Here is a 23,494-nt window from a genome sequence, read left to right on the forward strand (position 1 = left end):
GCGCCGGCAAGCGCGCTAGCGGCTACACCCTTACTTTAATGAGAGGCGGGCGCGCCGTAGCGGCGCGCGACGTAGTCTTCGACGATGGCCTGGAACTCTTCGGCAATATGGTCGCCCTTGAGCGTGACCGTGCGCTCGCCGTCGACGAACACCGGCGCGGCCGGCACTTCGCCGGTGCCCGGCAGGCTGATGCCGATATCGGCATGACGGCTTTCGCCCGGCCCGTTGACCACACAGCCCATCACGGCGACGTTCATGCTTTCGACGCCGGGATACTGCGCGCGCCAGAGCGGCATCTGGCGGCGCAGATACCCCTGGATGCTGTCCGCCAGTTCCTGGAAAAACGTGCTGCTGGTACGGCCGCAGCCGGGGCACGCGACCACCATCGGCGTGAAGGCGCGCAGGCCCATGGTCTGCAGGATTTCCTGCGCCACGATGGCTTCGCGGCTGCGGTCGCCGCCGGGTTCGGGCGTGAGCGAAATGCGGATGGTGTCGCCGATGCCCTGTTGCAGCAGTACGGCCAGCGCGGCCGTGGATGCCACGATGCCCTTGCTGCCCATGCCGGCTTCGGTCAGGCCCAGGTGCAGCGGGTAGTCGCAACGTGCGGACAGGTCGCGGTAGACGGCGATCAAGTCCTGCACGTGGCTGACCTTGCACGACAGGACGATGGCGTCGCGGCGCAGGCCGAGCTCTTCAGCGCGCTCGGCGTTGCTGATGGCAGACACGACCAGCGCATCGCGCATCACCGCCTGGGCCTCCCAGGGCTGCGCGCGGCGGCTGTTTTCGTCCATCTTGCGCGCCATCAGCTCGTGATCCAAGCTGCCCCAGTTCACGCCGATGCGCACGGGCTTGTCGTAACGGCAGGCCACTTCGATCATCTGGGCAAAATTGTCGTCGCGGCGCTTGCCGCCACCCATGTTGCCCGGGTTGATCCGGTACTTGGACAGCGCCTGGGCGCATTCGGGAAACTGCGTCAGCAGCTTGTGGCCGTTGTAGTGGAAATCGCCCACCAGCGGCACGTCCACGCCCATCCGGTCGAGCTGTTCGCGGATGGCCGCGACTTCACGGGCCGCCTCGGGCGTGTTCACCGTGATCCGCACGAGCTCGGAGCCGGCCTGGGCCAGCTCCTTGATTTGTATCGCCGTGGCGATGGCGTCCGCCGTGTCGGTGTTGGTCATGGACTGGACCACGACCGGGGCATCGCCGCCCACCGTCACGACACGGTCGCCCCACTTCACCGCCACCGAACGCGTGGCGCGGCGCACTGCGGCCCCCACGTCGGGAGGCGGCGCATCCTGGCAAGGCAGAGAAGATTCTTGCATCGGTGGAACCGGGTTACTTGGTCGGCTTCGGCAGCCAGTCGAACGGCAGCCAGTGCTGCGGCAACCAGCCTTGCCAGAAGGCATACGCCACGCCAGCGGCCAGCACCAGCACGATGGCGATGAGCCACCCCCAGGAGGTCGAGGACGAACGGTCGTCGTCGGCGCCCGACTGGGGGATGGAGTGCGCCGAATGCAAGGCGCCAGGGCTGAGCTTCACCGGGCCGGTGACGCGGGCCTTGGGGTCCAGCGAGTCGACGATGGCTTGAGCGTCGGCGCCCAGCAGGCGCGCGTAATTGCGGACCAGGCCACGCAATGAAACGCCGGTGGGCAAAGTCGCCCACTCTTCATTTTCAAGGGCTTCGATCTGCTTCGTGGAGAACTTGATGCGGCTGGACACTTCGTCGAGCGACCAGCCCTTGGACTGGCGCAGCGCGCGCAATGCCGAGCCCACGCTGCCTGCGGCGCCGGCGGGCGTCTCTGAAACTGCAGAAGCGAAATCCTGCGTCATGCATGCACCTGTTTAATGGGTATGGTCTGGCGCTGTGCGGCGTTGCGCTCGGTAATCCGGGTGCGGTCGCGCACTTCTCCGGCCAACTGGCCGCAAGCCGCATCGATGTCGTCGCCCCGGGTCTTGCGAACGGTGGTGATGATGCCGGCGTCCATCAGACGCTGGGCAAACACCTTCACCCGCGCCGAGTTCGAACGCTTCAGGCCGGACTCGGGAAAGGGGTTGAACGGAATCAGATTGAGCTTGCACCGCAGCTGGCGTGCAATGTGGATCAATTCCTTGGCGTGCTGATCGGTATCGTTGATGCCGTCCAGCATGCAGTATTCAAACGTGATGAAGTCGCGCGGCGCGAACGCGAGGTAGCGTTCGCAAGCGGCCAGCAGCTCCTTCAGCGGGTACTTCTTGTTCAGCGGCACCAGCTCGTCGCGCAGCGCGTCGTTGGGCGCGTGCAGCGAAACGGCCAGGGCCACGGGACAGTCCTGCGACAGGCGGTCCATCATGGGGACCACGCCGGAGGTGGACACCGTGACGCGGCGGCGCGACAGCCCGTAGGCGTTGTCGTCCAGCATCAGGCGCAGAGCCGGCAGGACCTGGTCGTAGTTGAGCAGGGGTTCGCCCATGCCCATCATGACCACATTGCTGACGACGCGGGTATCTTCGGACGCCTTGGCGCTTTCCAGGCGGGCGGTGCCGATATCGGCCTCCAGCACGCGCTTGGCCCACCACAGCTGGCCGATGATCTCGCTGGTCTTCAGATTGCGGTTGAATCCCTGGTGCCCGGTCGAGCAGAAGCGGCAGTTCACGACGCACCCAGCCTGGCTGGACACGCACAGCGTGCCGCGGTCGTCTTCGGGGATGAAGACGGTCTCGATGGCGTTGCCCTGCCCCACGTCGAACAGCCACTTGCGGGTGCCGTCGGACGAGCGCTGCTCGATATTGACGGGCAATGCCTCGATGCGGCAATGCGTAGCAAGCTGGCTGCGGAAATCGCGGGCCAGGTCGGTCATGGCGTCGAACGAATCGGCGCCGCGCTGATGCATCCAGCGCTGCAGCTGGCGGGCGCGAAACGGCTTGCCCCCCCACTGCCCCACGAGCTCGGACAGGGCGGAGCCGTCAAGCCCCAGCAGATTGATTCGTTCGGCGGTTTCCATGACCTGGGTAAAACTCGAAAAGCTAAAACAGTTCCGCGAAAATCAACGGCTGTGGATGTTCATTTCGGGGAAGAAGAAGGCGATTTCGACAGCAGCCGTTTCCGGAGCGTCCGAACCGTGCACGGCGTTGGCGTCGATGCTGTCGGCGAAATCGGCGCGAATGGTGCCGGGGGCAGCCTTCTTGGGATCCGTGGCGCCCATCAGGTCGCGATTCTTCAGGATGGCTTCTTCGCCTTCCAGCACTTGCACGAACACGGGGCCCGAGACCATGAAGTCGACCAGGTCCTTGAAGAAGGGGCGTTCCTTGTGCACGGCGTAGAAACGCTCGGCGTCGGCGCGCGACAGCTGAGCCAGGCGGGCGGCGATGACCTTCAGGCCGGCTTGCTCGAAACGGCTGACGATCTGGCCGATCACGTTCTTGGCAACGGCGTCGGGCTTGATGATCGAGAGGGTGCGTTGAATGGACATAAGAACTCCGAAAGCTGATTTCTGACTGGTTTCTGATCAATTGCCTGGCGCGGCTCTGCGCTTGTCGGTGTCACCCTTGAAGCGTCATCGCGCTGTTGGCGCACAGGCGGTCCGAAACGGGGGATGTTTCGGGCCGGCCTGAACCGCTGGGCCAAGGCAGGGATTCGACACTGCCCACCTGTCGGACTCGACCCAGATTTCCATCGGGGCCCCCGGATACGCGTTTTCATGTGCGTGTTTCCGAAGGAATCCTCAATGAATTCAGGGACTTCTAAAAGGTTTACAGTAACCCGGTATTCTAACACGCTGAGAAGACCGCATTACATCTTAAAATGAGCGGTTTGCTGCCCGCATCTTTAGCCCGGGCGCCCCTGTCTGCCGGAACCCTGTAATGACTCAAGCCGCCTCCCCGAACGCCGCGACACCCGCGAGCGACACCCAGGAACTCTCCAAGAGCTTCGAACCCGCCGAACTGGAATCCCGCTGGTACGCCGAGTGGGAAAAGCGCGGCTACTTCCAGGCGGGCCAGCACGTAAAAACGGGGACGGAAGGCAAGCCGTATGTCATCCAGTTCCCGCCCCCCAACGTGACGGGCACCCTGCACATGGGCCACGCGTTCAACCAGACCATCATGGACGGCCTGGTGCGCTACCACCGGATGCTGGGCGACGACACCGTATTCATCCCCGGCACCGACCACGCCGGCATCGCCACGCAGATCGTGGTTGAAAGACAGCTGGACGCCCAGAAGGTTTCTCGCCACGACCTCGGCCGCGAAAAATTCGTGGAAAAAGTGTGGGAATGGAAGGAAAAGTCCGGCAACGCCATCACCGGCCAGGTCCGCCGCCTGGGCGCCTCGGCCGACTGGCCGCGCGAATACTTCACCATGGACGACCGCATGTCGCGCGGCGTCGTCGAGACCTTCGTCCGCCTGCATAAACAGGGACTGATCTACCGCGGCAAGCGCCTGGTCAATTGGGATCCGAAGCTGCTGACCGCCGTTTCCGACCTGGAAGTCCAGTCCGAAGAGACCGATGGCCACATGTGGCACATCCTCTACCCCTTCGTGGACGGCCCGCAGACCATCGTCGACAAGGACGGCCAGACCGTCACGCTGCGCGGCCTGACCATCGCCACCACCCGCCCCGAAACGATGCTGGCGGACGGCGCGCTGTGCGTTCATCCAGAAGACCCCCGCTACCGGCACCTGGTCGGCAAGGAAGTCGAACTGCCCCTGTGCGACCGCAACATCCCGATCATCGCGGACGATTTCGTCGACCCCGCATTCGGCACTGGCTGCGTGAAGATCACCGGCGCGCACGACTTCAACGACTACGCCTGCGCGATGCGCCACGATCTGCCCCTGATCGTGATCTTCACGCTGGACGCGCACATCAATGAAAACGGCCCGAAGCAATTCCAGGGCATGGAGCGCTACGAGGCCCGCAAGGCCGTAGTGGCCCAGCTGGAGGCCGAAGGCTATCTGGTCAAGGTCGAGCCCCACAAGATGATGCAGCCCAAGGGCGACCGCACCGGCGTCGTCCTGGAGCCCATGCTGACGGACCAATGGTTCGTGGCCATGAGCAAGCCCGCGCCCGAAGGCACGCTGAACCCGGGCAAGAGCATTACCGAGGTCGCGCTGGATGTCGTGGCCGACGGCCGCATCCAGTTCTACCCCGACAACTGGACCACCATCTACAACCAGTGGCTGAACAACATCCAGGACTGGTGCATTTCGCGCCAGCTCTGGTGGGGCCACCAGATTCCGGCCTGGTACTCGGACGACGGCCAGGTGTTCGTGGCCCACGACGAAGCCGAAGCCACCGCACAGGCCCGCGCGGCCGGCGTGACGGGCGAACTCAAGCGCGACCCGGACGTGCTGGACACCTGGTTCTCCTCCGGCCTGGTGCCCTTCACCACGCTGGGCTGGCCGGAAAACACCCCGGACCTGCAGCGTTACCTGCCGTCCAGCGTGCTGGTCACGGGCTTTGACATCATTTTCTTCTGGGTGGCGCGCATGGTCATGCTGACCACGCACCTGACCGGCCAGATCCCGTTCAAGCACGTCTACGTGCACGGCCTGATCCGCGATGCCGACGGCCAGAAGATGAGCAAGTCCAAGGGCAACACCCTGGACCCCGTTGACCTGATCGACGGCATCGACCTGGACGGCCTGGTCGCCAAGCGCACCTACGGGCTGATGAATCCCAAGCAGGCCGGCGCCATCGAAAAGGCCACCCGCCGCCAGTATCCAGACGGCATCCCCGCCTTCGGCACCGATGCGCTGCGCTTCACGATGGCCGCCTATGCCACCCTGGGCCGCAACATCAACTTCGACCTGAAGCGCTGCGAGGGCTACCGCAATTTCTGCAACAAGCTCTGGAACGCCACGCGCTTCGTGCTGATGAACACCGAAGGCCATGACCTGACGGGCCCGGACGCCGGCGAGCTGTCCTTCGTGGACCGCTGGATCGTCAGCCAGATGCAGACGCTGGAAGCGGACGTGGCGCGCGGCTTCGCCGACTACCGCTTCGACAACGTCGCCAACGCGCTCTACCGTTACGTCTGGGACGAATACTGCGACTGGTACCTGGAACTGGCCAAGGTGCAGATCCAGACCGGCACGCCGGCCCAGCAGCTGGGCACGCGCCGCACGCTGATCCGCGTGCTGGAAGGCGTGCTGCGCCTTGCGCACCCCATCATTCCCTTCATCACCGAAGAGCTGTGGCAGAAGGTGTCGCTGGTGGCCGGCAAGCGCAAGGAAGGCGCGGCGGACAGCGTCAGCGTCCAACCCTACCCGCAGGCCAACCCGGCAGCGGTCGACGCCGCCGCCGAAGCCGACGTGGCCGAACTGAAGGCCCAGGTCGAGGCCGTGCGCGCGCTGCGCGGCGAGATGAACCTGTCGCCGGCACAGAAGGTGCCGCTGTGCGCCCAGGGCGACGCGCCGGCGCTCAAGCGCAATGCGCCTTACCTGGCGGCGCTGGCCAAGCTGAGCGAAGTCGAGGTGCTGGACGCTCTGCCCGACGCGGGCGCGCCGGTCCAGGTCGTGGGCACCAGCCGCCTGATGCTGCACGTCGAAATCGACGTGGCCGCGGAACGCGTCCGCCTGGACAAGGAAATCGCCCGCCTGGAAGGCGAAATGGCCAAGGCCAACGGCAAGCTGTCGAATGCCAGCTTCGTCGAGCGCGCGCCGGCGGCCGTGGTCGAACAGGAGAAGGCGCGCCTGGCGCAGTTCGGCGAAACCTTGCAGAAGGTGCGCGAACAGCGCGCCAAGCTGGGCAACTGACCGCAGTGCCTGCCTGAACGAAAAAATCCCCGGACGGAGCTCCGGGGATTTTTTTGTCTTGCTTCACCCTCCAGGCTACACACCGCCGTCGGTCATGCGGTACCAGCTCACGACCGCATTCACGTACAGGCGCCGCAGGCCATACAACGGAAACGGCACCACCGGCGAAAGCGGCACCGGCAAAGCGTTGGCGTCACCCGTGGCCACGTACTGCGCCATGGCGCGGCCCATGCTGGTCTGCAGCCCCACCCCGCGCCCTTGGCAGCCAATATCCACCAGCAGGCCGGGCTCGGGCTCATGCAGGTGCGGAAGGTAGTCTCGGGTGACCGCGACCCTGCCGCACCAGCGGTACTCGAACGGCGAGCCCGCGACCTGCGGAAACAACTTCAGCATCACGCGCTCCAGGTGCGCCCAGTCCTGTTGCCCCTTGGGTTCACGGAACGGGCCGCGCCCGCCCATCAGCAGCCGGCCCTGGTGGTCCAGCCGGAAGTACAGCAACAGATTGCGCGTGTCGGACGTGACGTGCCCCTCGGGCAAGATGCCGGCGCGTACCGCCTCGGGCAGCGGCGCGGTAGCCACCTGGAAGGTATTGGCGTCGATGATCGACGCCTTCAGCCCGGGCAGCAGGTCTCCGCCGTAGGCGTTCGTGCACATCACCACGCGGTCGGCGGTGACGGCCGGCCCGCCGGCCGTGGCCGCGGTCCACTTACCTCCCGCGCGCGTCAGCCCGGTGACGGGCGAGCCGGTGTGGATCACGGCGCCGGCGCTCAACGCGGCGCGGGCCAGGCCGCGCACGTAGCTCAACGGCTGGATGGCGCCGGCGCGGCGGTCGACCCAGCCGCCCTGGTAGCGGTCGGTGCCGATCAGCCGGGCCACCTGCGCGCGATCCAGCGGCTGGACATCGGCGCCGAGCCGCGCCCACTGGGCCGCCCGGTCATGCGCCAGCCGCAAGGCCTTGGCGGTATGTGCACCCTGGATCCAGCCGCCCCGCACGTGCGGCACGTCCATGCCATGCCGCTCGATCAGGTTGAATACCGTATCCGCCGTCGAGCCGGCAAAACGGATCAGCCGTTCGCCGCGCTCGGCGCCGAACAGGGAGATCAGCGCGTCGGGATCGTACTTCAGGCCGGGAATGACCTGGCCGCCGTTACGGCCCGACCCGCCGAAGCCGATCTCGCGCGCTTCCAGCAACACGACCCTGACGCCGCGCTCCGCCAGGTGCAGCGCCGTACTCAAGCCGGCATAGCCGCCGCCCACCACCAGCACGTCGGCCTGCGCGGACGCCGCCAGCGGCTGCGTGGGAGGAGGCGCCGCCGCCGTGGCGGCCCATAACGAAGGGGAAAGCGGAAATGGCGCTTGCGGCATGATCCTTCCTCACATGGGGTGCAACACCCGATGCAGGAAATCCTGCGTCCGGGGATGCTGCGGATGATTCAGCACTTCGCGGGCAGCACCCTGCTCCACCATGACACCGCCGTCGAAAAACATGACGCGGTCCGCCACCTCGCGGGCAAAACTCATTTCGTGGGTCACGACGACCATCGTCATGCCGGCCTCGGCCAGTTTGCGCATGACGCCCAGCACGTCGCCGACCAGTTCAGGATCCAGGGCGGAAGTCGGTTCATCGAAGAGAATGGCCTTGGGCTGCATCGCCAGCGCCCGCGCGATCGCCACGCGCTGCTGCTGGCCGCCCGACAGTTGCGGCGGGTGCGCATGTTCTTTGTCCGCCAGCCCCACGCTGGCCAGCAGTTCGCGCCCCCGCTCCACCGCTTGCGCGCGCGGCTCCTTCTTTACGTAGATCGGACCTTCGATCACGTTCTCCAGCGCCGTGCGGTGGGGAAACAGGTTGAAGCGCTGGAACACCATTGCCACCTGCGTGCGAATGGAGACGATGGACGGCGCGTCGCAGTCGACCAATTCTCCATCCACGGTGATGCGGCCGGCGTTGTAGCGCTCCAACCCGTTGATGCATCGCAGGATGGTGGACTTGCCGGAACCCGACGGGCCGATCACGCACACGACCTCGCCCTTCGTGACCTCGGCGTCGATGCCCTTGAGCACTTCGAGCGAGCCGAAGCTCTTGCGCACCCCTTGAAGCTCGATCATTTCGCGGCGCTCCTTTTTTCCAGATGACGCACCAGCAGGATCAGCGGCACGCACATCACCAGGTACATCAGCGCCACCAGCGTGAACACGGTGGCGTTCTTGAACGTGGAGACGGCGATCAGCTTGCCCTGCAAGGCCAGTTCCGCCACGGTGATAGTCGACGCCTGCGAGGAATCCTTGAGCATCATGATCATGATGTTGCCGTAGGGCGGCAGCACGATCTTCACCGCCTGCGGCAGCACCACGCGCCGCATCGTCATGCTCCAGCTCATGCCCATGGCCATGGCGGCTTCGATCTGGCCGCGGTCGATGGCCTGGATGCCCGCGCGGAAATTCTCGGCCTGGTAGGCCGAATACGCCACGCCCAGGCCGATGATGGCCGCCTGCACCGCCGTCAGCGACACGCCCATGTCCGGCATTACGAAGTAGATGTAGAACAGCAGCACGATGATAGGAATGCCGCGCAGCAGGTTGATCACCCCGGCGCTGAACTTGGACAGGTAGCGGTTTCCGGAAACGCGCATCAGCGCCCATACCAGGCCCAACACCGTGGACAGGGCCAGCGAACCCAGCGTCACCAGAATCGTGAGCTTCGCGCCTTGCAGCAATATCGGCAGGTACTCCGCCGCATCCTTGAAGAATTCCGTCATGACTCACCCACCCCAACAAGACAGCCTGCGGGAACGCGGCATGCGTCCCGCCCGCCGGCGCGCGAAGGCGTGCCGGACGGGCAACCGCAGTGGCGTTCGGTTGCTCGAGGCCTGACCGGCATCAAGCGCCGGACAGCCCCCACTTCTTCAGGATGGCGTCGATGGCGCCGTCCGCCTTCAGCTTGGTCAGTGCCTTGTTGATCCGGTCGAGCAGCGCGGTGTCTTCCTTGCGCGTCGCCAGACCCAGACTGCCCATTACCGTCGGCTGGTAGGCCTGCGCCATCTTCAGGTTGGGATAGTTCCCCTGCGTCAGGATGTAGGCCGCGATGGGGTAGTCCATGAAGCCGCCCTGGATGCGGCCCGCATTGGCGTCGCGCATCATGTCGGGCGGATTGTCGTAGAGCTTGACCTCTTTGAATACGCCGCTCTTCTGTATCGGTTCGACGAAGGCCGTGCCGACCTGCACGCCGACGGTCATGCCCTTCATGTCGGCGAAGGATTTGTATTCCTTGTTGTCGGTCTTGAGCACCATGAGCCCCTCGCCATAGCGATACACGGGCTCCGAAAAGCTCACCACCTGCTGGCGCTGCGGCGTGATGAACATCGCCGCCGACACGATATCGATGCGCTTGGACGTCAGCGAGCCGATCAGCGCGGAAAACGCCATGGGTTCGATCTGCACCTCGAATCCCGCTTCTTTGCCGACCGCTTTCACGATGTCGACCATCACGCCTTCAATGCTATTGGTCTTGGTGTCGAGAAACGTGAACGGACTGCCGGTGGGCGTGGAGCCCACTTTCAACACCGTTTGGGCTTGCGCGCCCGCGGCCATGGACAATGCAGCAATTACAGAGACAGCCAGAGTCTTGAATTTCATGACATTTCCTCGTCGTGGCAAAGAAACCCGGACGGCGCCTTGCGCGTCCGGTGGCGCGACGATCCCCTGCGTCATCGCGCCGCTGTGGATGCTATGCGCTCATGGCGCCTGTTGCGTATCGCCCCCCGCGACTTGAGTGATGTTGGAAATGGCCCAGATGACCTCGGTCGTCTGCGACCCGGGATTGCGCCAGCGGCGAGGCGTGCTGCTGGCATAGCAAAAACTGTCGCCTTCATTGAGCAGCACGACCCGGTCGCCCACCCACAATTCGAGCACCCCCTTGACCACCACGCCGATCTGCTCGCCCTGCCCGGTCACGAAGAGTTCATTGCCGGTGGATCCGCCCGGTTCAATGGTGGCGCGGCACAGGTCCATGCTGCGGCAGGCCGGCGGCGTGTACATCTCTTTGCTGATGCCTTTTTCGCTCAAGTCGATATAGCGGTGCGTGCCCGCGCGGGCGACCCGCCCACCGTCCTCGAGCTGCGTATGCTCGGCGTTGCGCAGCAGCGAATTCACCGATACGTGGAATTCGCGGGCCAGCAGATGCAGGATCTTTACCGAGACGGAACTGAGGCCCCGCTCGATCTGGCTCAGCAGCCCCAGCGAGATGCCACAGGCGTGAGCCACGTCCGCCAGTGAGCGGCCCTGCTGCTTGCGCAGCTGGCGCAGCTGCTGGCCCAGCCACAAGTCAACGGCGGATTCCGGCCGGCCAGACTGAAGCTTCGCCTGCCGTAGCGAATCGGCGGCGTGGCTCGCGGGTCGGGCGAGATTGGAGTGGCTCATATGAAAATTTCATTTCCATGTAATTTTCAATGCTAGAGAGCAGCCAAAAGGCCCACAAGCTAGGAACATCCCTAGCGCTTGCGGGCCTAATCAGAGGGGGAAGTCAGGACGCGTCGGGCGCCTTGGCGGGCCGGGCGGGCCTGCGCCTGCGTTTGGGCGCTTCTGCGGCGGGATCCCAGGTACCGGCCAGTTCGGCCAGGTAGCGCTCGTCCGCCTTGTCGAGCCAACCCTTGGCGCGGGCGGATTCGATCAGTTCGGGCCGCCGGGCGGCCGTCAGCGCAAGCGAGCGCTCGCGCCGCCAACGGGCGATATTGGCATGGTGGCCGCTGAGCAGCACGGCAGGCACCGATTCGCCCTCGTACACTTCGGGGCGCGTGTAGTGGGGGCTGTCCAGCAAGCCGGAGAGCGTGTCGTTAAAGGAATCCTGCAAGGCGGAATCGCCGTCGTTGAGGACGCCAGGCAAAAGCCGCACGGCGGCGTCGATCACCGCGAGCGCCGCGATCTCGCCGCCGGACAGCACGAAGTCGCCCAGGGAGATTTCCTGCGTGACGCAGCGGTCGATAAACCGCTGGTCGACGCCTTCGTAGCGGCCACAAATGAGGATGATGCCCTCGCTTGCGGCCAGGGATTCAGCGCCGGTCTGGTCGTAGCGCCGGCCGACCGGCGCCAGCAGGGCGACGGGCGCGCGGCCCAGGCCCTGCGCGGCACGCGACGCCTGGGCGGCGTTGACGGCGGCTTCCAGCGGCCCCGCCATCATCACCATCCCAGGGCCACCGCCGTATGGGCGGTCGTCCACGGTGCGGTGCACGTCCTGCGTGAAATCGCGCGGATTCCAGGCATGCAGGGACCACCGGCCCTGGGCATGCGCCCGGCCGGTGACGCCCAGGTCCCGCACTACCCCGAACATTTCGGGAAAGAGCGTAACGACGTCGAATCGCATCAGAAATCCGCGGGCCAGTCGCTGTCGATACGGCGGGCAGCCAGGTCGACAGCGTGGATGTGCGCGCGCACGAACGGAACAAGCATTTCGGCGGGCCGGCCCTTGGCGTCCAGGACAGGTTCGGGACCTTGGGCCCCTGCCGTCTGGCACCGGACCTTCAGGACGGCGTGAGCGCCGTTGTCCAGGACCTCGTCGACCACGCCCAGGAGCGCGGGTTCGCCGTTGGCGCTGGAATACAGCGCGCAACCGATGAGATCGACCCAGTAGTATTCGTCTTCCTCGGTCGCGGGGAAAGCTCCCCGCGGCGCCCGCACGGAGCAACCGCGCAGGGCTTCGGCCTGGTCGCGATCGGCAATGCCCGCCAGCTGAGCCACCACAGTGGCCCCTTGCGAACGGGATTGCACGACCTTGTATGCGACAGGCGCAGACGCGACAGCGCCCCGCGCCAATTCAGGCACAGGGCGAGTCAACCACCATTGAGATGCTGAGAGCAGCACTTCGGCATTGGCCGAATGCGGCTGCACTTTAACCCAGCCTTTCACGCCGTAGGCTGCACTGATGCGGCCCAGCTCGATCAAATCCGTCGGCGCCGCGTTGGAGGTTGCGGCATCAGGCATGTATCGTGCTCTTGGTAGCTATGAAGCAGCTATGAATGGTAGCTTTAAAGCGTAGTAAAGCTAGCAGGGCTTAAGGCTTAGCGACGCGGGCAATTAAGCCGCGGCGGAAACCTTGGCCGAGTAGTCTTTGACCAGACGCTCGACAGCGGGCGACAGTTGGGCGCCGTTGCTGGTCCAGTGCTGCACGCGATCCAGCGCGATGCGCAGGTTTTCCGTGCCTTCGCTGGCGACGGGGTTGTAGAAACCCACACGCTCAATGAAGCGGCCGTCGCGACGGTTACGCGAATCGGTGGCCACCAGGTTGTAAAACGGACGCTTCTTGGACCCACCGCGGGCCAGGCGAATCACCACCATAGGTAATCCCTTGAATTAGTTGTGAAAAACGGGAAATTCTAGCACTTAAACCAGCCAGCTGGCAAATGGAAGTGCGGGAATCTTGCATAGCGGCAGGATTTGTATCCTAAAACACCACATCCGGGTATTCTACAAAAACGGGCCGGAGCCCGCCGCAGCACAAAGTGTAGCCGCCCGGCCGCGCTTGTGTCCGTCTCAGTGCGTTCAAAGTCAGTGCGTTTGAAGAAAAACCCGATTTTGGAGATCGGATTTATGTCATCGTACGCAAGATCCCGCGCTTTGCTCCCCCCTGCTGCAACACTGCGGCGCTGTTACCGCGCCGTCTTCAAGCCATTCCCCTGAGGACGGGTTCCCCGCTCCTCGTCGCCGTCCCCTCTTCCCCGCGCTTTTCCCCCAAACTTCCTCTACTCGGAGGGTGCAACATCATGAAGAAACAGAACTCGGTCTTCACCCCTGTCGCGCGCCTGGCCCTAGCGGGCTTGCTGGCGGGTTCACTGGCGATGCCGCTGACGGCCTCCGCCCGCATCGTCGGCGCCGCCCTGACGACGGCCACGGGCAAGGTCACCGCAGTGGACCCGGCCACCCGGACCATCACGCTGCAAGGCGAGAACGGCAATACCCTGAACATCCTTGCCGGCCCCAACGTGCGCAACTTCCAGCAGATCAAGCCGGGCGACTCGCTGACGCTCGACTACTACGAATCCGTGGCAGTGGCCGTGCGGCCGGCCGGATCGGGCGCGCCCGAGGTCGTCACGGAATCGGCCGGCACGCGCAACCCCAAGGGAGCCATGCCCGGCGGCGCCGCCGGCCGTCAGACCACGATCACCGCCGAGATCTGGCACATCAACAAGAGCGCCAACCTGGTCACGCTGAAGGGCCCGCAAGGCGGCATGCGTACCATCCAGGTGCAGGACCCCGCCCTGCAGGCGCGGCTCCAGCAACTGAAGGAAGGCGATCTCGTCGACTTCACGATCACCCAGGCCGTCGCCGCCGCCATCCACAAGTAGCGGGCTCGGGCAGCCAAAACAAAAGGGCCCGCCGGAAGGCGGGCCCTTTTGGCTGAATGGCTCGGCCGGCTTGCCGGTCAGCGCCGCCGCAGGAAATGCACCCCGCGGCCATCGACCTCTTGCTGCGCGACCAGGGTATTGCCGGTCTGGCGGGCGAAGGCCTGGAAGTCCCGGATCGCGTTGCGGTCCGTGGTGATGACGCGCAGCACCTCGCCGCTGGCCATCTGCGCCAGGGCCTTCTTGGCGCGCAGGATGGGCAAGGGGCAGGTCAGGCCGCTGGCGTCGACCTCTTGCTCGAAGGACGGCGCTTCGGCGCTCGCGTCAGGGCCGCTCATCACAGACGCTCGTCCACCCATTTCTGCACGCTGGCGATCGCCGCGGGCAAGGCGCTGACGTCGGTGCCGCCGCCCATGGCCATGTCCGGACGGCCGCCGCCCTTGCCGCCCACCTGAGCCGCCACGAAGCCGACCAGATCGCCGGCCTTGATGCGGTCGGTCAGGTCGGCGGTGACGCCGCCCACCACGCTGATTTTGCCATCGGCAGAACCCGTGGCCAGCAGCACGACAGCCGGCTTCAGGCGGTCTTTCAGGTTGTCGACCATGCCGCGCAACGCCTTGGGATCCACGTCGCCGATGCCGGCGGCCAGGACCTTAATGCCCTTGACGTCGACCGCGGCGCTGGAGGCCAGGTCATTGCCCGCGCTGGCAGCAAGTTTGCTGCGCGATTGCTCCAGGTCTTTCTCGAGCGCCTTGACCTGGTCCTGCACCTGCGCGATGCGCGCGGGCAGGTCCGCCGGGGTGGAACGCAGCATGCCCGCGACTTGCGTCAGCAGGGCATTCTGGTTCTGCACCCAGACCAGGGCGTTGTCGCCGGTAATGGCCTCGATGCGGCGCACGCCCGCGGCCACTCCGCCTTCGGAAACGATCTTGAACAGGCCGATATCGCCGGTGCGGCCGACGTGCGTGCCGCCACAAAGTTCGCGCGAGAAGCCGATGTCGAGCACACGGACGGTATCGCCGTACTTTTCGCCGAACAGCGCCATGGCGCCGCCCTTGACGGCGTCGTCGTAGGCCATGACCTGCGCCACGGTGGGCTGGTTGGCCAGGATTTCAGCGTTGACGATAGCCTCGACGCGGGCGATCTGCTCGGCAGTCAGCGGCGCATCCTGGGCAAAGTCGAAACGGGTCTTGTCGGGATCCACCAGCGAGCCGCGCTGCTGCACGTGGGCGCCCAGCACTTGGCGCAGGGCCTTGTGCATCAGGTGGGTCGCGGAGTGGTTGCGCACTGTGCGGGCGCGGCGCACCGCGTCCACGCGCGCCAGCAGCGTGTCGCCCACGGACAGGGCGCCGGACTCCAGCTGGCCGTGATGGCCGAAGACGCCGGCCTGGATCTTCAGGGTGTCGGCGACGGCGAATCGCACGCCATCCGCCTCGAGCAGGCCGGTATCACCCACCTGGCCGCCCGATTCCGCGTAGAACGGCGTAGCGTCCAGCACGACGACCGCGTTCTGGCCGGCCTTGACCTGCTGGACCTGCGTGCCGTCGACGTACAGGGCCGTGACCTTGACGTCGTCGAGCTCGAGCTTTTCGTAGCCTTCGAAACGCGTATCGGCGCCTTCGTAGCTCAGGCCTTCGGCCATCTTGAACTTGCCCGCGGCGCGCGCCTGGTCGCGCTGGCGTTCCATGGCGACTTCGAAGCCGGCCATGTCCACGTCTACTTCGCGCTCGCGGCAGATGTCGGCGGTCAAGTCCACCGGGAAGCCGTAGGTGTCGTACAGCGTGAACAGCGTGGTGCCGTCCAGCAGACCGCCCTTGGGCACATTGGCCAGGGCGGAATCCAGGATGCGCATGCCGTGTTCCAGCGTTTCGCCGAAACGTTCTTCTTCCTGCTTGAGGACCTGGGCGACACGGTCGGCCGTGGCGGCCAGCTCCGGATAGGCTTCGCCCATTTCAGCGACCAGATCCGGCACCAGGCGGTGGAAGAACGGTTTGGTCTGCCCCAGCTTGTAGCCATGGCGCAGCGCGCGGCGGACGATGCGGCGCAGCACGTAGCCGCGGCCTTCGTTGCTGGGGATCACGCCGTCGACGATCAGGAACGAGCAGGCGCGGATGTGGTCGGCAATGACCTTCAGGGAATTGTCTTCCAGGTCCTTGATGCCGGTTTCACGCGCGGCGGCGGCGATCAGGTGCTGGAACAGATCGATTTCATAGTTGGAGTGCACGCCTTGCAGCACGGCGGCGATACGCTCCAGCCCCATGCCGGTATCGACACAGGGACGCGGCAGGCGCGGCATGTTGCCGGCGGCGTCGCGCTCGAACTGCATGAACACCAGGTTCCAGATCTCGATGTAGCGGTCGCCGTCCTCCTCGGGGGATCCCGGAGGGCCGCCCCAGATTTCGGGGCCGTGGTCGTAGAAGATTTCCGAGCAAGGACCGCAGGGGCCGGTATCGGCCATCTGCCAGAAGTTGTCCGACGCGTAGCGCGCGCCCTTGTTGTCGCCGATGCGGATGATGCGCTCGGCCGGCACCCCGACTTCCTTGGCCCAGATGTCGTAAGCCTCGTCGTCTTCCTGGTATACGGTGACCCAGAGCTTCTCGGCCGGCAGCTTGTAGACCTGAGTCAGGAGCTCCCAGGCGTACTGGATGGCGTCGCGCTTGAAATAGTCGCCAAAGCTGAAGTTGCCCAGCATTTCGAAGAACGTATGGTGGCGGGCGGTATAGCCCACATTCTCCAGGTCATTGTGCTTGCCGCCCGCGCGCACGCTGCGCTGCGAGGAGGTGGCACGCGTATAGGACCGCGATTCCTTGCCCGTGAAGACGTCCTTGAACTGGACCATGCCCGAATTGGTGAAGAGCAAAGTCGGGTCGTTGCCCGGGACGAGCGACGACGACGGGACGATGGTGTGTCCCTTGGACTTGAAGAATTGCAGGAACTGCTGGCGAATCTCGGAGGATTTCATCGTGGATGAAGCAGGATTTAGGCGAATTTTTGATTATAGAGGGTTGGCGGGCATACGCGGCAACGGGCGGGAGCGGGCTCAGCGCACGCAGACATAGCCGGTGGTCCAGCCTTCCGTTTCGGTCCATTTTCCACCCGCTGAAACGACCACCGAGTGGAACCCTACCGGGCACGAGCAGGAGCCCGTGCGTGGATTGGCCGTGGACACACCCGTGTAATGGTAGCAACCCAGGGGGTAATTCACGCTGTACGCCCCGCCGAAGCCCCCGCTGGCCTGCGCCCAGACATGGGATTGGCAGGTCAGCAGCTCTCCCTGGGCCGAGTTGGCTACCGTTCCGTTGGCAAGGCCGCAGTACTGCCCCGCCGCGGCCTGCGCGCCGACGGAAAGGTATGCGCCGACCGACGCCGAGGACGCGACGCTCAGCGTTCCCTGGAGTTGGGGGTCGCGCGTGTCGCGGATCTGCACGAAGCGGTCCAGGTCCGGGCCGCCGGGCCCTGTTCCGTCGCCCGCCCCTTCCCCCGCCCACAGCGCCAGGGTACCGGGCGCATGGGCCGGCCCGCCCACCATCAATGGATTCGCGAAGTCGAATGCCGCCCCCCGCAGCCGCCCCGGCGAACCGGGCCACACCGCACCGCCATAGCCGCCCGCGGCCTCGATGATGGCGGCCATGCCGACCAGGTCCGGCGCTTGCGTCCCTGTTTTCAGCACAGGCTGGGCGCTGTAGACCAGCCCGTCCAGCCGGCACGGCGCGCCGGGGCAGGCCGGCGCCCTGGCGATCCGCAGCTGCGCCCCAAAACCCATGGTGGACCGGTCGGGAAAGCCGGCGGGCAGGAACCCCGCGCCGCGCAATTCGCCCAAGGTCGGCGCCAGAGGATCCGCGAACAGCGGCGTTCCCTGGGTGTTGCGCGGCGTCTCTCCCTTGGCCAGCGCCGCGAAATGGCTGGACAGCATCTGGGCCACGGCCATCCGGATCTGGGTGAGCCACACCCCCGTCGAACGCGCCGCCGCGTCCTCGATCCTCTGCGCCAACTGGTTGGAGGCCCAGATGGCGGCCATGACGGTCAGGGCCAGAGCCACCACCAGGCCCAGCACCGAGAATCCGCGCTGGCGGCGCGGACGCGCGCCCCGGCTCATTTGGCGGTGAACACAAAAGTATTGACGTCGCCCTTGCTGCACTGCGCCTGGGCCTGGGCGGCCCGGTACGGCACCTCGGGCGTGGCCAGCGAGTTTTTCACGACCCGGCCCCCGCCCGCCGCCCCGATGGAGATGGTTTCGGACATCCGCTGCAGCACCGAGGCCAGCGCCGGGCACGCCGCATGGCTGACGTTGGTCAGCGTGATGGAAAACGCGGAACCCAGCCCTGCGCTGCCGACCGCGGCGGCCGCCACCTCGATGACGCCATTGCTGCCCACGCCGGTGCCGCCCAAGCCATGCACGACGCGCGCCCCCGCTCCCGAGCCCTGCACGGACAGGACGCTGGAATCCCGCAGGGCGTTGGCCATGGCGCCGGTGTCCAGGCCTGCATAAGGCGTGACGCCGCCACCCAGCCCGTTGATCTTCATACTGGCGATGAAGCGCTGCAATTCCTCGCCCACTTTGGGCACCTTGTTTTCAATGACGTAGGCGCCGATGGCCGGAATGCCGACGATCGCGATCAGCAGGACGATGGCGGTGACGATAGAAACTTCCATCAGTGAAAAACCCCGTTGCCGGATGACGTTGGACGGGAATGCATGGCAAAGTCGCATGGTTATCTCCTAGGTGAAATGAAGCGCCGGCTGCGGGCAAGCAGCCGGCCCCAGCCGCTTACCGGCTGGCATAGAAATTGGTGAGCCCCTGGCGCAATTCGTCGATCACGCCGTAGTGCCAGAGCGTGATCCCCAGAACGGCCGACACGGACGCGATCAGCAGCGACCAGCGCAACACCGAAGCCTGCCGCCTCACACGCGCAAGAAGACGCCCCTCCACGCGCTGGCGCGCGCGGGCCAGCCCCGCCTCCATGCCCAAAGCGTCGATCATGTCGGCGAGGTACCACCAGGTATCCGCCTCCAGCAGGCCCGTGCCGAATATCTCCGGGCCAGCGAGGCCGGCGTCGATGCGCCCCAGCATGTCCTGCAGGTGCGCGAACAGCCACGGCGGCGCTTCGCGCGCCTGCACGGCCAGGGCTCGCCGCAGGCGGGTGTCGGCCGATCCGTGCTGCCTGACCAGCACGGCCAGCAGGGAAAGAAAGCGGATGGCTTGGAAATCGCGATACAGCCGCCAGAGCAGCCAGCGGTCGAGCCGTGCCCTGACCGGACCGGTGAAGTACGGAAGCGACCACAGGCTCAGCGCGGCCAGGCCGAAGACGAGCACCAGCCACAGGGGCAGCCATGCCTTCAGGCCCCGGGCAAGCGAGAACAACGCGCGGGTCAGGCGAGCGTAGTCTTCCACCGCCACAGCCATGAACACCTGCTGCAGCCGCGGCACGGTGAAGAAAGGAATGGCGCACAGCACTGCGAAGGCGACGGCCGCAGCCGCCACGCCCGCCGCGGCCGCGGACACGAGGGCCAGCCACGCGTCTTCGGCCAGCCGCACGGCGCGCGCCAGATCCCGCAGCGCCGCGGGCAGGTCCCCGCCCTCTTCCTGCACACAGCTGAGCATCAGGCATTCGCTGGCTGGCAGCGTATCGGACCATGCCGCGCCCAGGTCTCCGCCAGCTTCCTGGTACGCGGCCGCCCATCGCTGCGACAGGCGTCCGCGCACCGTATCCTGGCCATACCGGCGTGCATCGTCTTCGAAGATGTCGCGCAGGCTCTTGCGCCCTTGCATTCCCTCGATCAGGTCCGCGAGGTATTCGTAGTAGTCCGCGCGATGGGAGCGGAAGCGGGCGGCATCCAGGCGTAGCAGCGGCGCGCGGCCGGCACGCCAGCGCCAGGCGAACGCGTGCGCGAGAGGCTCAGCCATGAGCCCTCCTGCGCGATGCCGCGTCCGCCGGAAGGTCGAAGCGGCGCAACAGGGAGCGCGGATCGATGTCGCCGAGGCTGACCCGGTACAGGGCGCTGTCCAGCGCCTGCGCGCCGCGCGTGGATTCATCGCGCCACGCCGCCGGGCCAGCCGCCTGGGCCTGCCGTTTCAGGCCCAGGTTGTCGCGTGTGCGCACGCATTCGAGAAAACCGTCGATGCGTTCAGGCTCGACCATCTCGGCCGCGACGCAGCGGCCCGCCGTTCCGTTCAGCTCCGGCAAGTGAAGGCGCCTGCAATCGGCGCAACCCGCCGGATTCCGGATCCGCAGCGCGCTGGCGTCCAACTGGAATCTGGCGGCCATCGTATGGATCCACTTGCGCCAATCGATGTCCACCACCACCTTGGGCAATCCGGCGGACGCCGCCCACAGGCTGTCCGCCGGCAACGCGCAGCGGGCGCACAGGCGCGGCAGCAAGGTTTGGTAGACGAGGAGCTTGAGGATGCCGGGCGAGGCCAGGAAATCCCGCGACACGCCGATCGCGTCCGAGGCCAGCCGCTCGGGGATCATCACGGCGCAGGCCGCATGCGTCGTGGTGTACAGGCTGACGCCGGAACTGGCCAGGTCCATGAACGCGCGGCCGGTGTCGGCATCGCGGATTTCCCCGATGAGCAGATCGTTCATCGCGGACCGCTTGATGGTCTTGAGTTTGGCGTCGAACGCGGACCAGGCGGATTCCGCCAAGGTGCTTCCCAAGGTGTTCTGCAAGGCGTTGCCGATGAGGTATTCGACCGGATCTTCGAGCGTAATGACCTTGCGGGTGGAGGCGATTCCGCGCATCAGCGCCGCGATGGTCGTGGATTTACCCGAGCCCACCACGCCCGCCAGCACGATGGCCCCGCCCTCGCGTTCGCGGGCGCGTACCAGGGTCTCAACCTGCGCCGGCAGATAACCCAGCGCGAGCAGGTCGCCGTCGGCAGTTGCATCCAGCCGCAGGATACGCAGGCAGACCGATGGGCCCGTGTCGGCGGCCAGCGAAGCCCAGCGCAACACGATGGGAATGCCGTCGATGTCCAGCCCGATGCGCCCCTGCTGTTCCAGCGCCGGATCGAACACCGCGCCGTTGCCGCCCCTGACGTCCATCCAGGCCACCGCCAGGACTTCCAGCAACGTTGCGTTGGACAGGCCAGCAAAGCGCTCGGTGCCGATGTATTCCCCACCGATGGTGTAGCGGATCTCGCACGCTTCGCGCCGCCGGTCGACATTGATGTGCACATCGCTCGCCCCCTGGGCCACGCCCCAGCGCACGATGTCCAGGAAGAGCGCGGCAAGCGCCGAGGTACGCGCTTCCTGTTGAGCCCTGCCCCGGCTGGCCAGGCCTGGCGCCGCCAACTGGCCCCGGGCAACCATCAGCAGCAGCGGCGCGGGCACCTGATAGCGCGGTACCTGCGCCATCCGGTACCCCTCCGCCTTGACCATGCGCTCGATTTCGTCGATCTGGTCTCCCAGCATGTAGTCCTTCACGGCGAAGACGGCGACCTCGCCGTTTTCCATCAGCACCGGACACAGCCTGCCCGCCAAGGCCGCCAGATCGAACTCGCGGCCGAGGGCGCGCACGAAGGCCGGCGCCATGCGGGCGATGTCTTCCGGCGTCCGCAGCTCAGGCGGATGCCATGCCGCGACGGCAGGCAGCAAGGTGGATGGATTCATGGATAGGCCCTGCCGAGATCAAGGCAGGCGGTGCGTTCGAGATCGTCGCGCCGCAGCCGTACGCAGGCGTCCTCGATGGCGAGCAACTGGTAGGCGCCCGTTACGGCGGAACCCGCCACAGGCGCGCCGCGGCCGGACTGGTAGCGCAGCACCGCGCCGTTGACGTCGAGGTCGACTCGCAGGCTGCGGGCGACGCCGAATATGGCCAGCACGCGGATGTCGTCGGATGGGCGGGCGGAGGATGCCGCCAACCCCGGCGGAGATGCGGCCCCCGAACCCGCCGCGCAGATACCGGGAACGCGGCAATCCGCCAAGGCGGCAGCGGCATCCGCGCGCAGCAGCGTGCGCACGGTTTCCGTTTCCGGCCAGGCTTGAGGATCTTCCGCGGCCGCCGGCGGAAGCTGGGCGCGAACGCATGGCGCCAGCGCGGCTGACAACGCAAGGCTGCAGGCGACCCGGGCCGCAACCGCGCGGCAGACGGCCTTCGCGCTATTCCTGTTCATAGAGTTCTCCCTGCAGTTCGGCGGTGAGCATGCTCGCGGCCAGGCTGGGCCGCGGCTGTGGCTGGATCTCCAGCGATAAACGTGACCACCGCGCCGTTGAAATGGCGTCCGGCAGCAGCGCGAATGAACGCAATGGCCCTCGCAAAGTGATGGACCGGCGGCGGATGCCCGGCCGGCCCGGCGCAGCGGCGACGGCCCCTTCAGCCTCGGGCGGCGCAGGCACTGGCACCGGCAAGGCCGCCGCCAGTGCGATGGCGGAAAATGCTGGCTGCAGCCGCTGCAAGGCCGCGACCAGTTCGGTATCGACCTGGATGCCCGTGGGCAGGGACAAATCCGCGAGCCAAGCCTGCCCCGAGGACATCCGCCAGGACAGCGTCGCGGCTTCCATCGGCTGAAAGGACAGATTCCAACCGGCGGGCTGCAGCGCATGCAGCATCTGGTTCGTGGCGTAGGGATGGGCCCTGACGTAGGCCGCGGAACACGTCCAGGCCTGCGGTTCGGCAAGACAATGCGCGCGGCTCAGCGCCCAACCCTGGACCTGTATGGGCAGCCTGCCCATGCCTGCCAATAGACGGCGCACCTCGGACGGGCCATGGGCTGCGGTGGTCTGCAACAAGGCAAGATAGGGATCCTGCCTCGGCGTGCCTTCGTCGGGGCCGTCAGGCACAGCCGCTTCGCGCCCGGGCCATTGCGCCGCCAGGAGGCTCCAGAGCGAAGGCGCTGCGGCAGCGAGCCCCACGCAGGCCAGGAACAGCCTCAGGGCGAGCGGCAATTCAGCCCAGCGGCTCGGCAGCGTGTTCAGGCGAGAGGCGGGATCCACCGCCTGCAGCAGCGCCGCCCAGACGGCGTCGGCCTCAAGCAAGGGCAAGGCAGGCCGCTGGGCAAGCAAGAGCGCCTGCTCGCGCAAGGCCTCGTCCCGGGACGCGAATACGCGATCGGTCTGCGACAGCACGGTGCCGCGCTGGGCCGCCACCAGCCAATGCCTGCCATCCGGCAGGCGGATCAGACTGTGCCCGCCGTCGGGGTGGAGCAAGGCATAGAGCTGCGCTGCGGCCTGGATGTGAGGCGCGCCGCGCCCGTACCCGCGCGTGGCGCGCAACCGGCCCAGCCGTGGTGGCCGCAGGCGACCATAGCCGGCCATCGTGGCGGGCGCTCCGCCCACGACATAATGGCTGGCGCGCAGGCGCCGACCGCGCGAACGGGCCAGCGCCGGCGCGTTGGAACCGATGAGCGCGAACCAGCGCAGCCCGAACGCGAGCAGCCGCCCGGAGCCCGGACAATCGAGCAGCAGCGAGTGAGGAACGCGGTCCAT

Annotated in this window: 22 protein-coding genes; 2 read left to right on the top strand and 20 right to left on the bottom strand. The window is 66.3% G+C overall.

Annotation, left to right across the window (positions count from 1 at the left end; all coding sequences use genetic code 11):
• Nucleotides 1–35: 35 nt before the first annotated feature.
• From ispG to ndk, 4 genes are read right to left on the bottom strand one after another with little or no spacing between them, the layout of a single operon-like run.
• The gene (gene ispG, locus AGI3411_RS17905; RefSeq protein ID WP_129528706.1) at nucleotides 36–1,322 is read right to left on the bottom strand and encodes a flavodoxin-dependent (E)-4-hydroxy-3-methylbut-2-enyl-diphosphate synthase; all 1,287 of its coding nucleotides are present in this window, start codon (nucleotides 1,320–1,322) and stop codon (nucleotides 36–38) included.
• A gap of 13 nt (nucleotides 1,323–1,335) precedes the next feature.
• A complete protein-coding gene (locus tag AGI3411_RS17910) occupies nucleotides 1,336–1,830 on the bottom strand; it encodes a helix-turn-helix domain-containing protein (RefSeq protein ID WP_129528707.1) in 495 nt (164 codons plus the stop codon).
• Nucleotides 1,827–2,981, bottom strand: coding sequence for a dual-specificity RNA methyltransferase RlmN (gene rlmN / locus AGI3411_RS17915; protein WP_129528708.1), 1,155 nt, complete (start codon nucleotides 2,979–2,981; stop codon nucleotides 1,827–1,829). The genes AGI3411_RS17910 and rlmN overlap by 4 nt, the downstream gene beginning before the upstream one ends.
• A 42-nt stretch (nucleotides 2,982–3,023) precedes the next feature.
• Nucleotides 3,024–3,449 carry a nucleoside-diphosphate kinase gene (ndk, locus tag AGI3411_RS17920; protein ID WP_129528709.1) on the bottom strand — a complete coding sequence of 142 codons (426 nt, stop codon included), beginning with the start codon at nucleotides 3,447–3,449 and terminating at the stop codon, nucleotides 3,024–3,026.
• 391 nt (nucleotides 3,450–3,840) lie between these two features.
• Here ndk and AGI3411_RS17925 point away from each other — a divergent pair, with 391 nt between their 5' ends.
• A complete protein-coding gene (locus tag AGI3411_RS17925) occupies nucleotides 3,841–6,735 on the top strand; it encodes a valine--tRNA ligase (protein WP_129528710.1) in 2,895 nt (964 codons plus the stop codon).
• Nucleotides 6,736–6,810: 75 nt separating this feature from the next.
• Here AGI3411_RS17925 and AGI3411_RS17930 read toward each other — a convergent pair whose 3' ends face one another.
• From AGI3411_RS17930 to rpsP, 8 genes are all read right to left on the bottom strand, one after another.
• The gene (locus tag AGI3411_RS17930) at nucleotides 6,811–8,100 is read right to left on the bottom strand and encodes an NAD(P)/FAD-dependent oxidoreductase (RefSeq protein WP_129528711.1); all 1,290 of its coding nucleotides are present in this window, start codon (nucleotides 8,098–8,100) and stop codon (nucleotides 6,811–6,813) included.
• 9 nt (nucleotides 8,101–8,109) lie between these two features.
• On the bottom strand, nucleotides 8,110–8,841 hold the full coding sequence (locus AGI3411_RS17935) for an amino acid ABC transporter ATP-binding protein (RefSeq protein ID WP_129528712.1): 732 nt from the start codon (nucleotides 8,839–8,841) through the stop codon (nucleotides 8,110–8,112).
• Nucleotides 8,838–9,491 (bottom strand): amino acid ABC transporter permease, encoded by a 654-nt coding sequence (locus AGI3411_RS17940; RefSeq protein ID WP_129528713.1) that lies wholly within the window; start codon nucleotides 9,489–9,491, stop codon nucleotides 8,838–8,840. Before AGI3411_RS17940 ends, AGI3411_RS17935 begins: the two co-directional genes overlap by 4 nt.
• Nucleotides 9,492–9,612: 121 nt before the next feature.
• Nucleotides 9,613–10,368 (bottom strand): ABC transporter substrate-binding protein, encoded by a 756-nt coding sequence (locus AGI3411_RS17945; RefSeq protein ID WP_129528714.1) that lies wholly within the window; start codon nucleotides 10,366–10,368, stop codon nucleotides 9,613–9,615.
• Between the two features lie 99 nt (nucleotides 10,369–10,467).
• On the bottom strand, nucleotides 10,468–11,151 hold the full coding sequence (locus AGI3411_RS17950; protein WP_129528715.1) for a helix-turn-helix domain-containing protein: 684 nt from the start codon (nucleotides 11,149–11,151) through the stop codon (nucleotides 10,468–10,470).
• A 103-nt stretch (nucleotides 11,152–11,254) separates the two neighbouring features.
• Nucleotides 11,255–12,091 (bottom strand): tRNA (guanosine(37)-N1)-methyltransferase TrmD, encoded by an 837-nt coding sequence (gene trmD / locus AGI3411_RS17955; RefSeq protein ID WP_129528716.1) that lies wholly within the window; start codon nucleotides 12,089–12,091, stop codon nucleotides 11,255–11,257.
• On the bottom strand, nucleotides 12,091–12,708 hold the full coding sequence (gene rimM / locus AGI3411_RS17960) for a ribosome maturation factor RimM (protein ID WP_129528717.1): 618 nt from the start codon (nucleotides 12,706–12,708) through the stop codon (nucleotides 12,091–12,093). The genes trmD and rimM overlap by 1 nt, the downstream gene beginning before the upstream one ends.
• Before the next feature lie 93 nt (nucleotides 12,709–12,801).
• Complete coding sequence (rpsP, locus tag AGI3411_RS17965) at nucleotides 12,802–13,062, bottom strand: 30S ribosomal protein S16 (protein WP_043541446.1); 261 nt, start codon at nucleotides 13,060–13,062, stop codon at nucleotides 12,802–12,804.
• A gap of 425 nt (nucleotides 13,063–13,487) precedes the next feature.
• Between rpsP and AGI3411_RS17970 the strand changes: the two genes are divergently transcribed.
• Entirely contained in the window at nucleotides 13,488–14,069 is a 582-nt protein-coding gene (locus tag AGI3411_RS17970) for a hypothetical protein (RefSeq protein ID WP_129528718.1), read from the top strand.
• Between the two features lie 77 nt (nucleotides 14,070–14,146).
• On the opposite strand, the gene AGI3411_RS17975 is transcribed toward AGI3411_RS17970, so the two are convergent.
• The 8 genes from AGI3411_RS17975 to AGI3411_RS18010 all read right to left on the bottom strand — a co-directional run bounded on the left by AGI3411_RS17975 (nucleotide 14,147) and on the right by AGI3411_RS18010 (nucleotide 23,494).
• Nucleotides 14,147–14,404 carry a sulfurtransferase TusA family protein gene (locus AGI3411_RS17975; protein WP_129528719.1) on the bottom strand — a complete coding sequence of 86 codons (258 nt, stop codon included), beginning with the start codon at nucleotides 14,402–14,404 and terminating at the stop codon, nucleotides 14,147–14,149.
• Nucleotides 14,404–17,028, bottom strand: coding sequence for an alanine--tRNA ligase (gene alaS, locus AGI3411_RS17980; RefSeq protein ID WP_129528720.1), 2,625 nt, complete (start codon nucleotides 17,026–17,028; stop codon nucleotides 14,404–14,406). Before alaS ends, AGI3411_RS17975 begins: the two co-directional genes overlap by 1 nt.
• A gap of 78 nt (nucleotides 17,029–17,106) precedes the next feature.
• Complete coding sequence (locus AGI3411_RS17985; protein WP_129528721.1) at nucleotides 17,107–18,162, bottom strand: type II secretion system protein; 1,056 nt, start codon at nucleotides 18,160–18,162, stop codon at nucleotides 17,107–17,109.
• On the bottom strand, nucleotides 18,159–18,776 hold the full coding sequence (locus AGI3411_RS17990) for a type 4 pilus major pilin (protein WP_129528722.1): 618 nt from the start codon (nucleotides 18,774–18,776) through the stop codon (nucleotides 18,159–18,161). The genes AGI3411_RS17985 and AGI3411_RS17990 overlap by 4 nt, the downstream gene beginning before the upstream one ends.
• Before the next feature lie 58 nt (nucleotides 18,777–18,834).
• Complete coding sequence (locus AGI3411_RS17995; protein ID WP_129528723.1) at nucleotides 18,835–19,971, bottom strand: type II secretion system F family protein; 1,137 nt, start codon at nucleotides 19,969–19,971, stop codon at nucleotides 18,835–18,837.
• On the bottom strand, nucleotides 19,964–21,679 hold the full coding sequence (locus AGI3411_RS18000) for an ATPase, T2SS/T4P/T4SS family (protein WP_129528724.1): 1,716 nt from the start codon (nucleotides 21,677–21,679) through the stop codon (nucleotides 19,964–19,966). Before AGI3411_RS18000 ends, AGI3411_RS17995 begins: the two co-directional genes overlap by 8 nt.
• Nucleotides 21,676–22,182 (bottom strand): hypothetical protein, encoded by a 507-nt coding sequence (locus AGI3411_RS18005; RefSeq protein WP_129528725.1) that lies wholly within the window; start codon nucleotides 22,180–22,182, stop codon nucleotides 21,676–21,678. Before AGI3411_RS18005 ends, AGI3411_RS18000 begins: the two co-directional genes overlap by 4 nt.
• Complete coding sequence (locus AGI3411_RS18010) at nucleotides 22,169–23,494, bottom strand: hypothetical protein (protein WP_129528726.1); 1,326 nt, start codon at nucleotides 23,492–23,494, stop codon at nucleotides 22,169–22,171. Before AGI3411_RS18010 ends, AGI3411_RS18005 begins: the two co-directional genes overlap by 14 nt.

The organism is Achromobacter agilis, assembly GCF_900496965.1.
Classification (GTDB): domain Bacteria; phylum Pseudomonadota; class Gammaproteobacteria; order Burkholderiales; family Burkholderiaceae_B; genus Achromobacter; species Achromobacter agilis.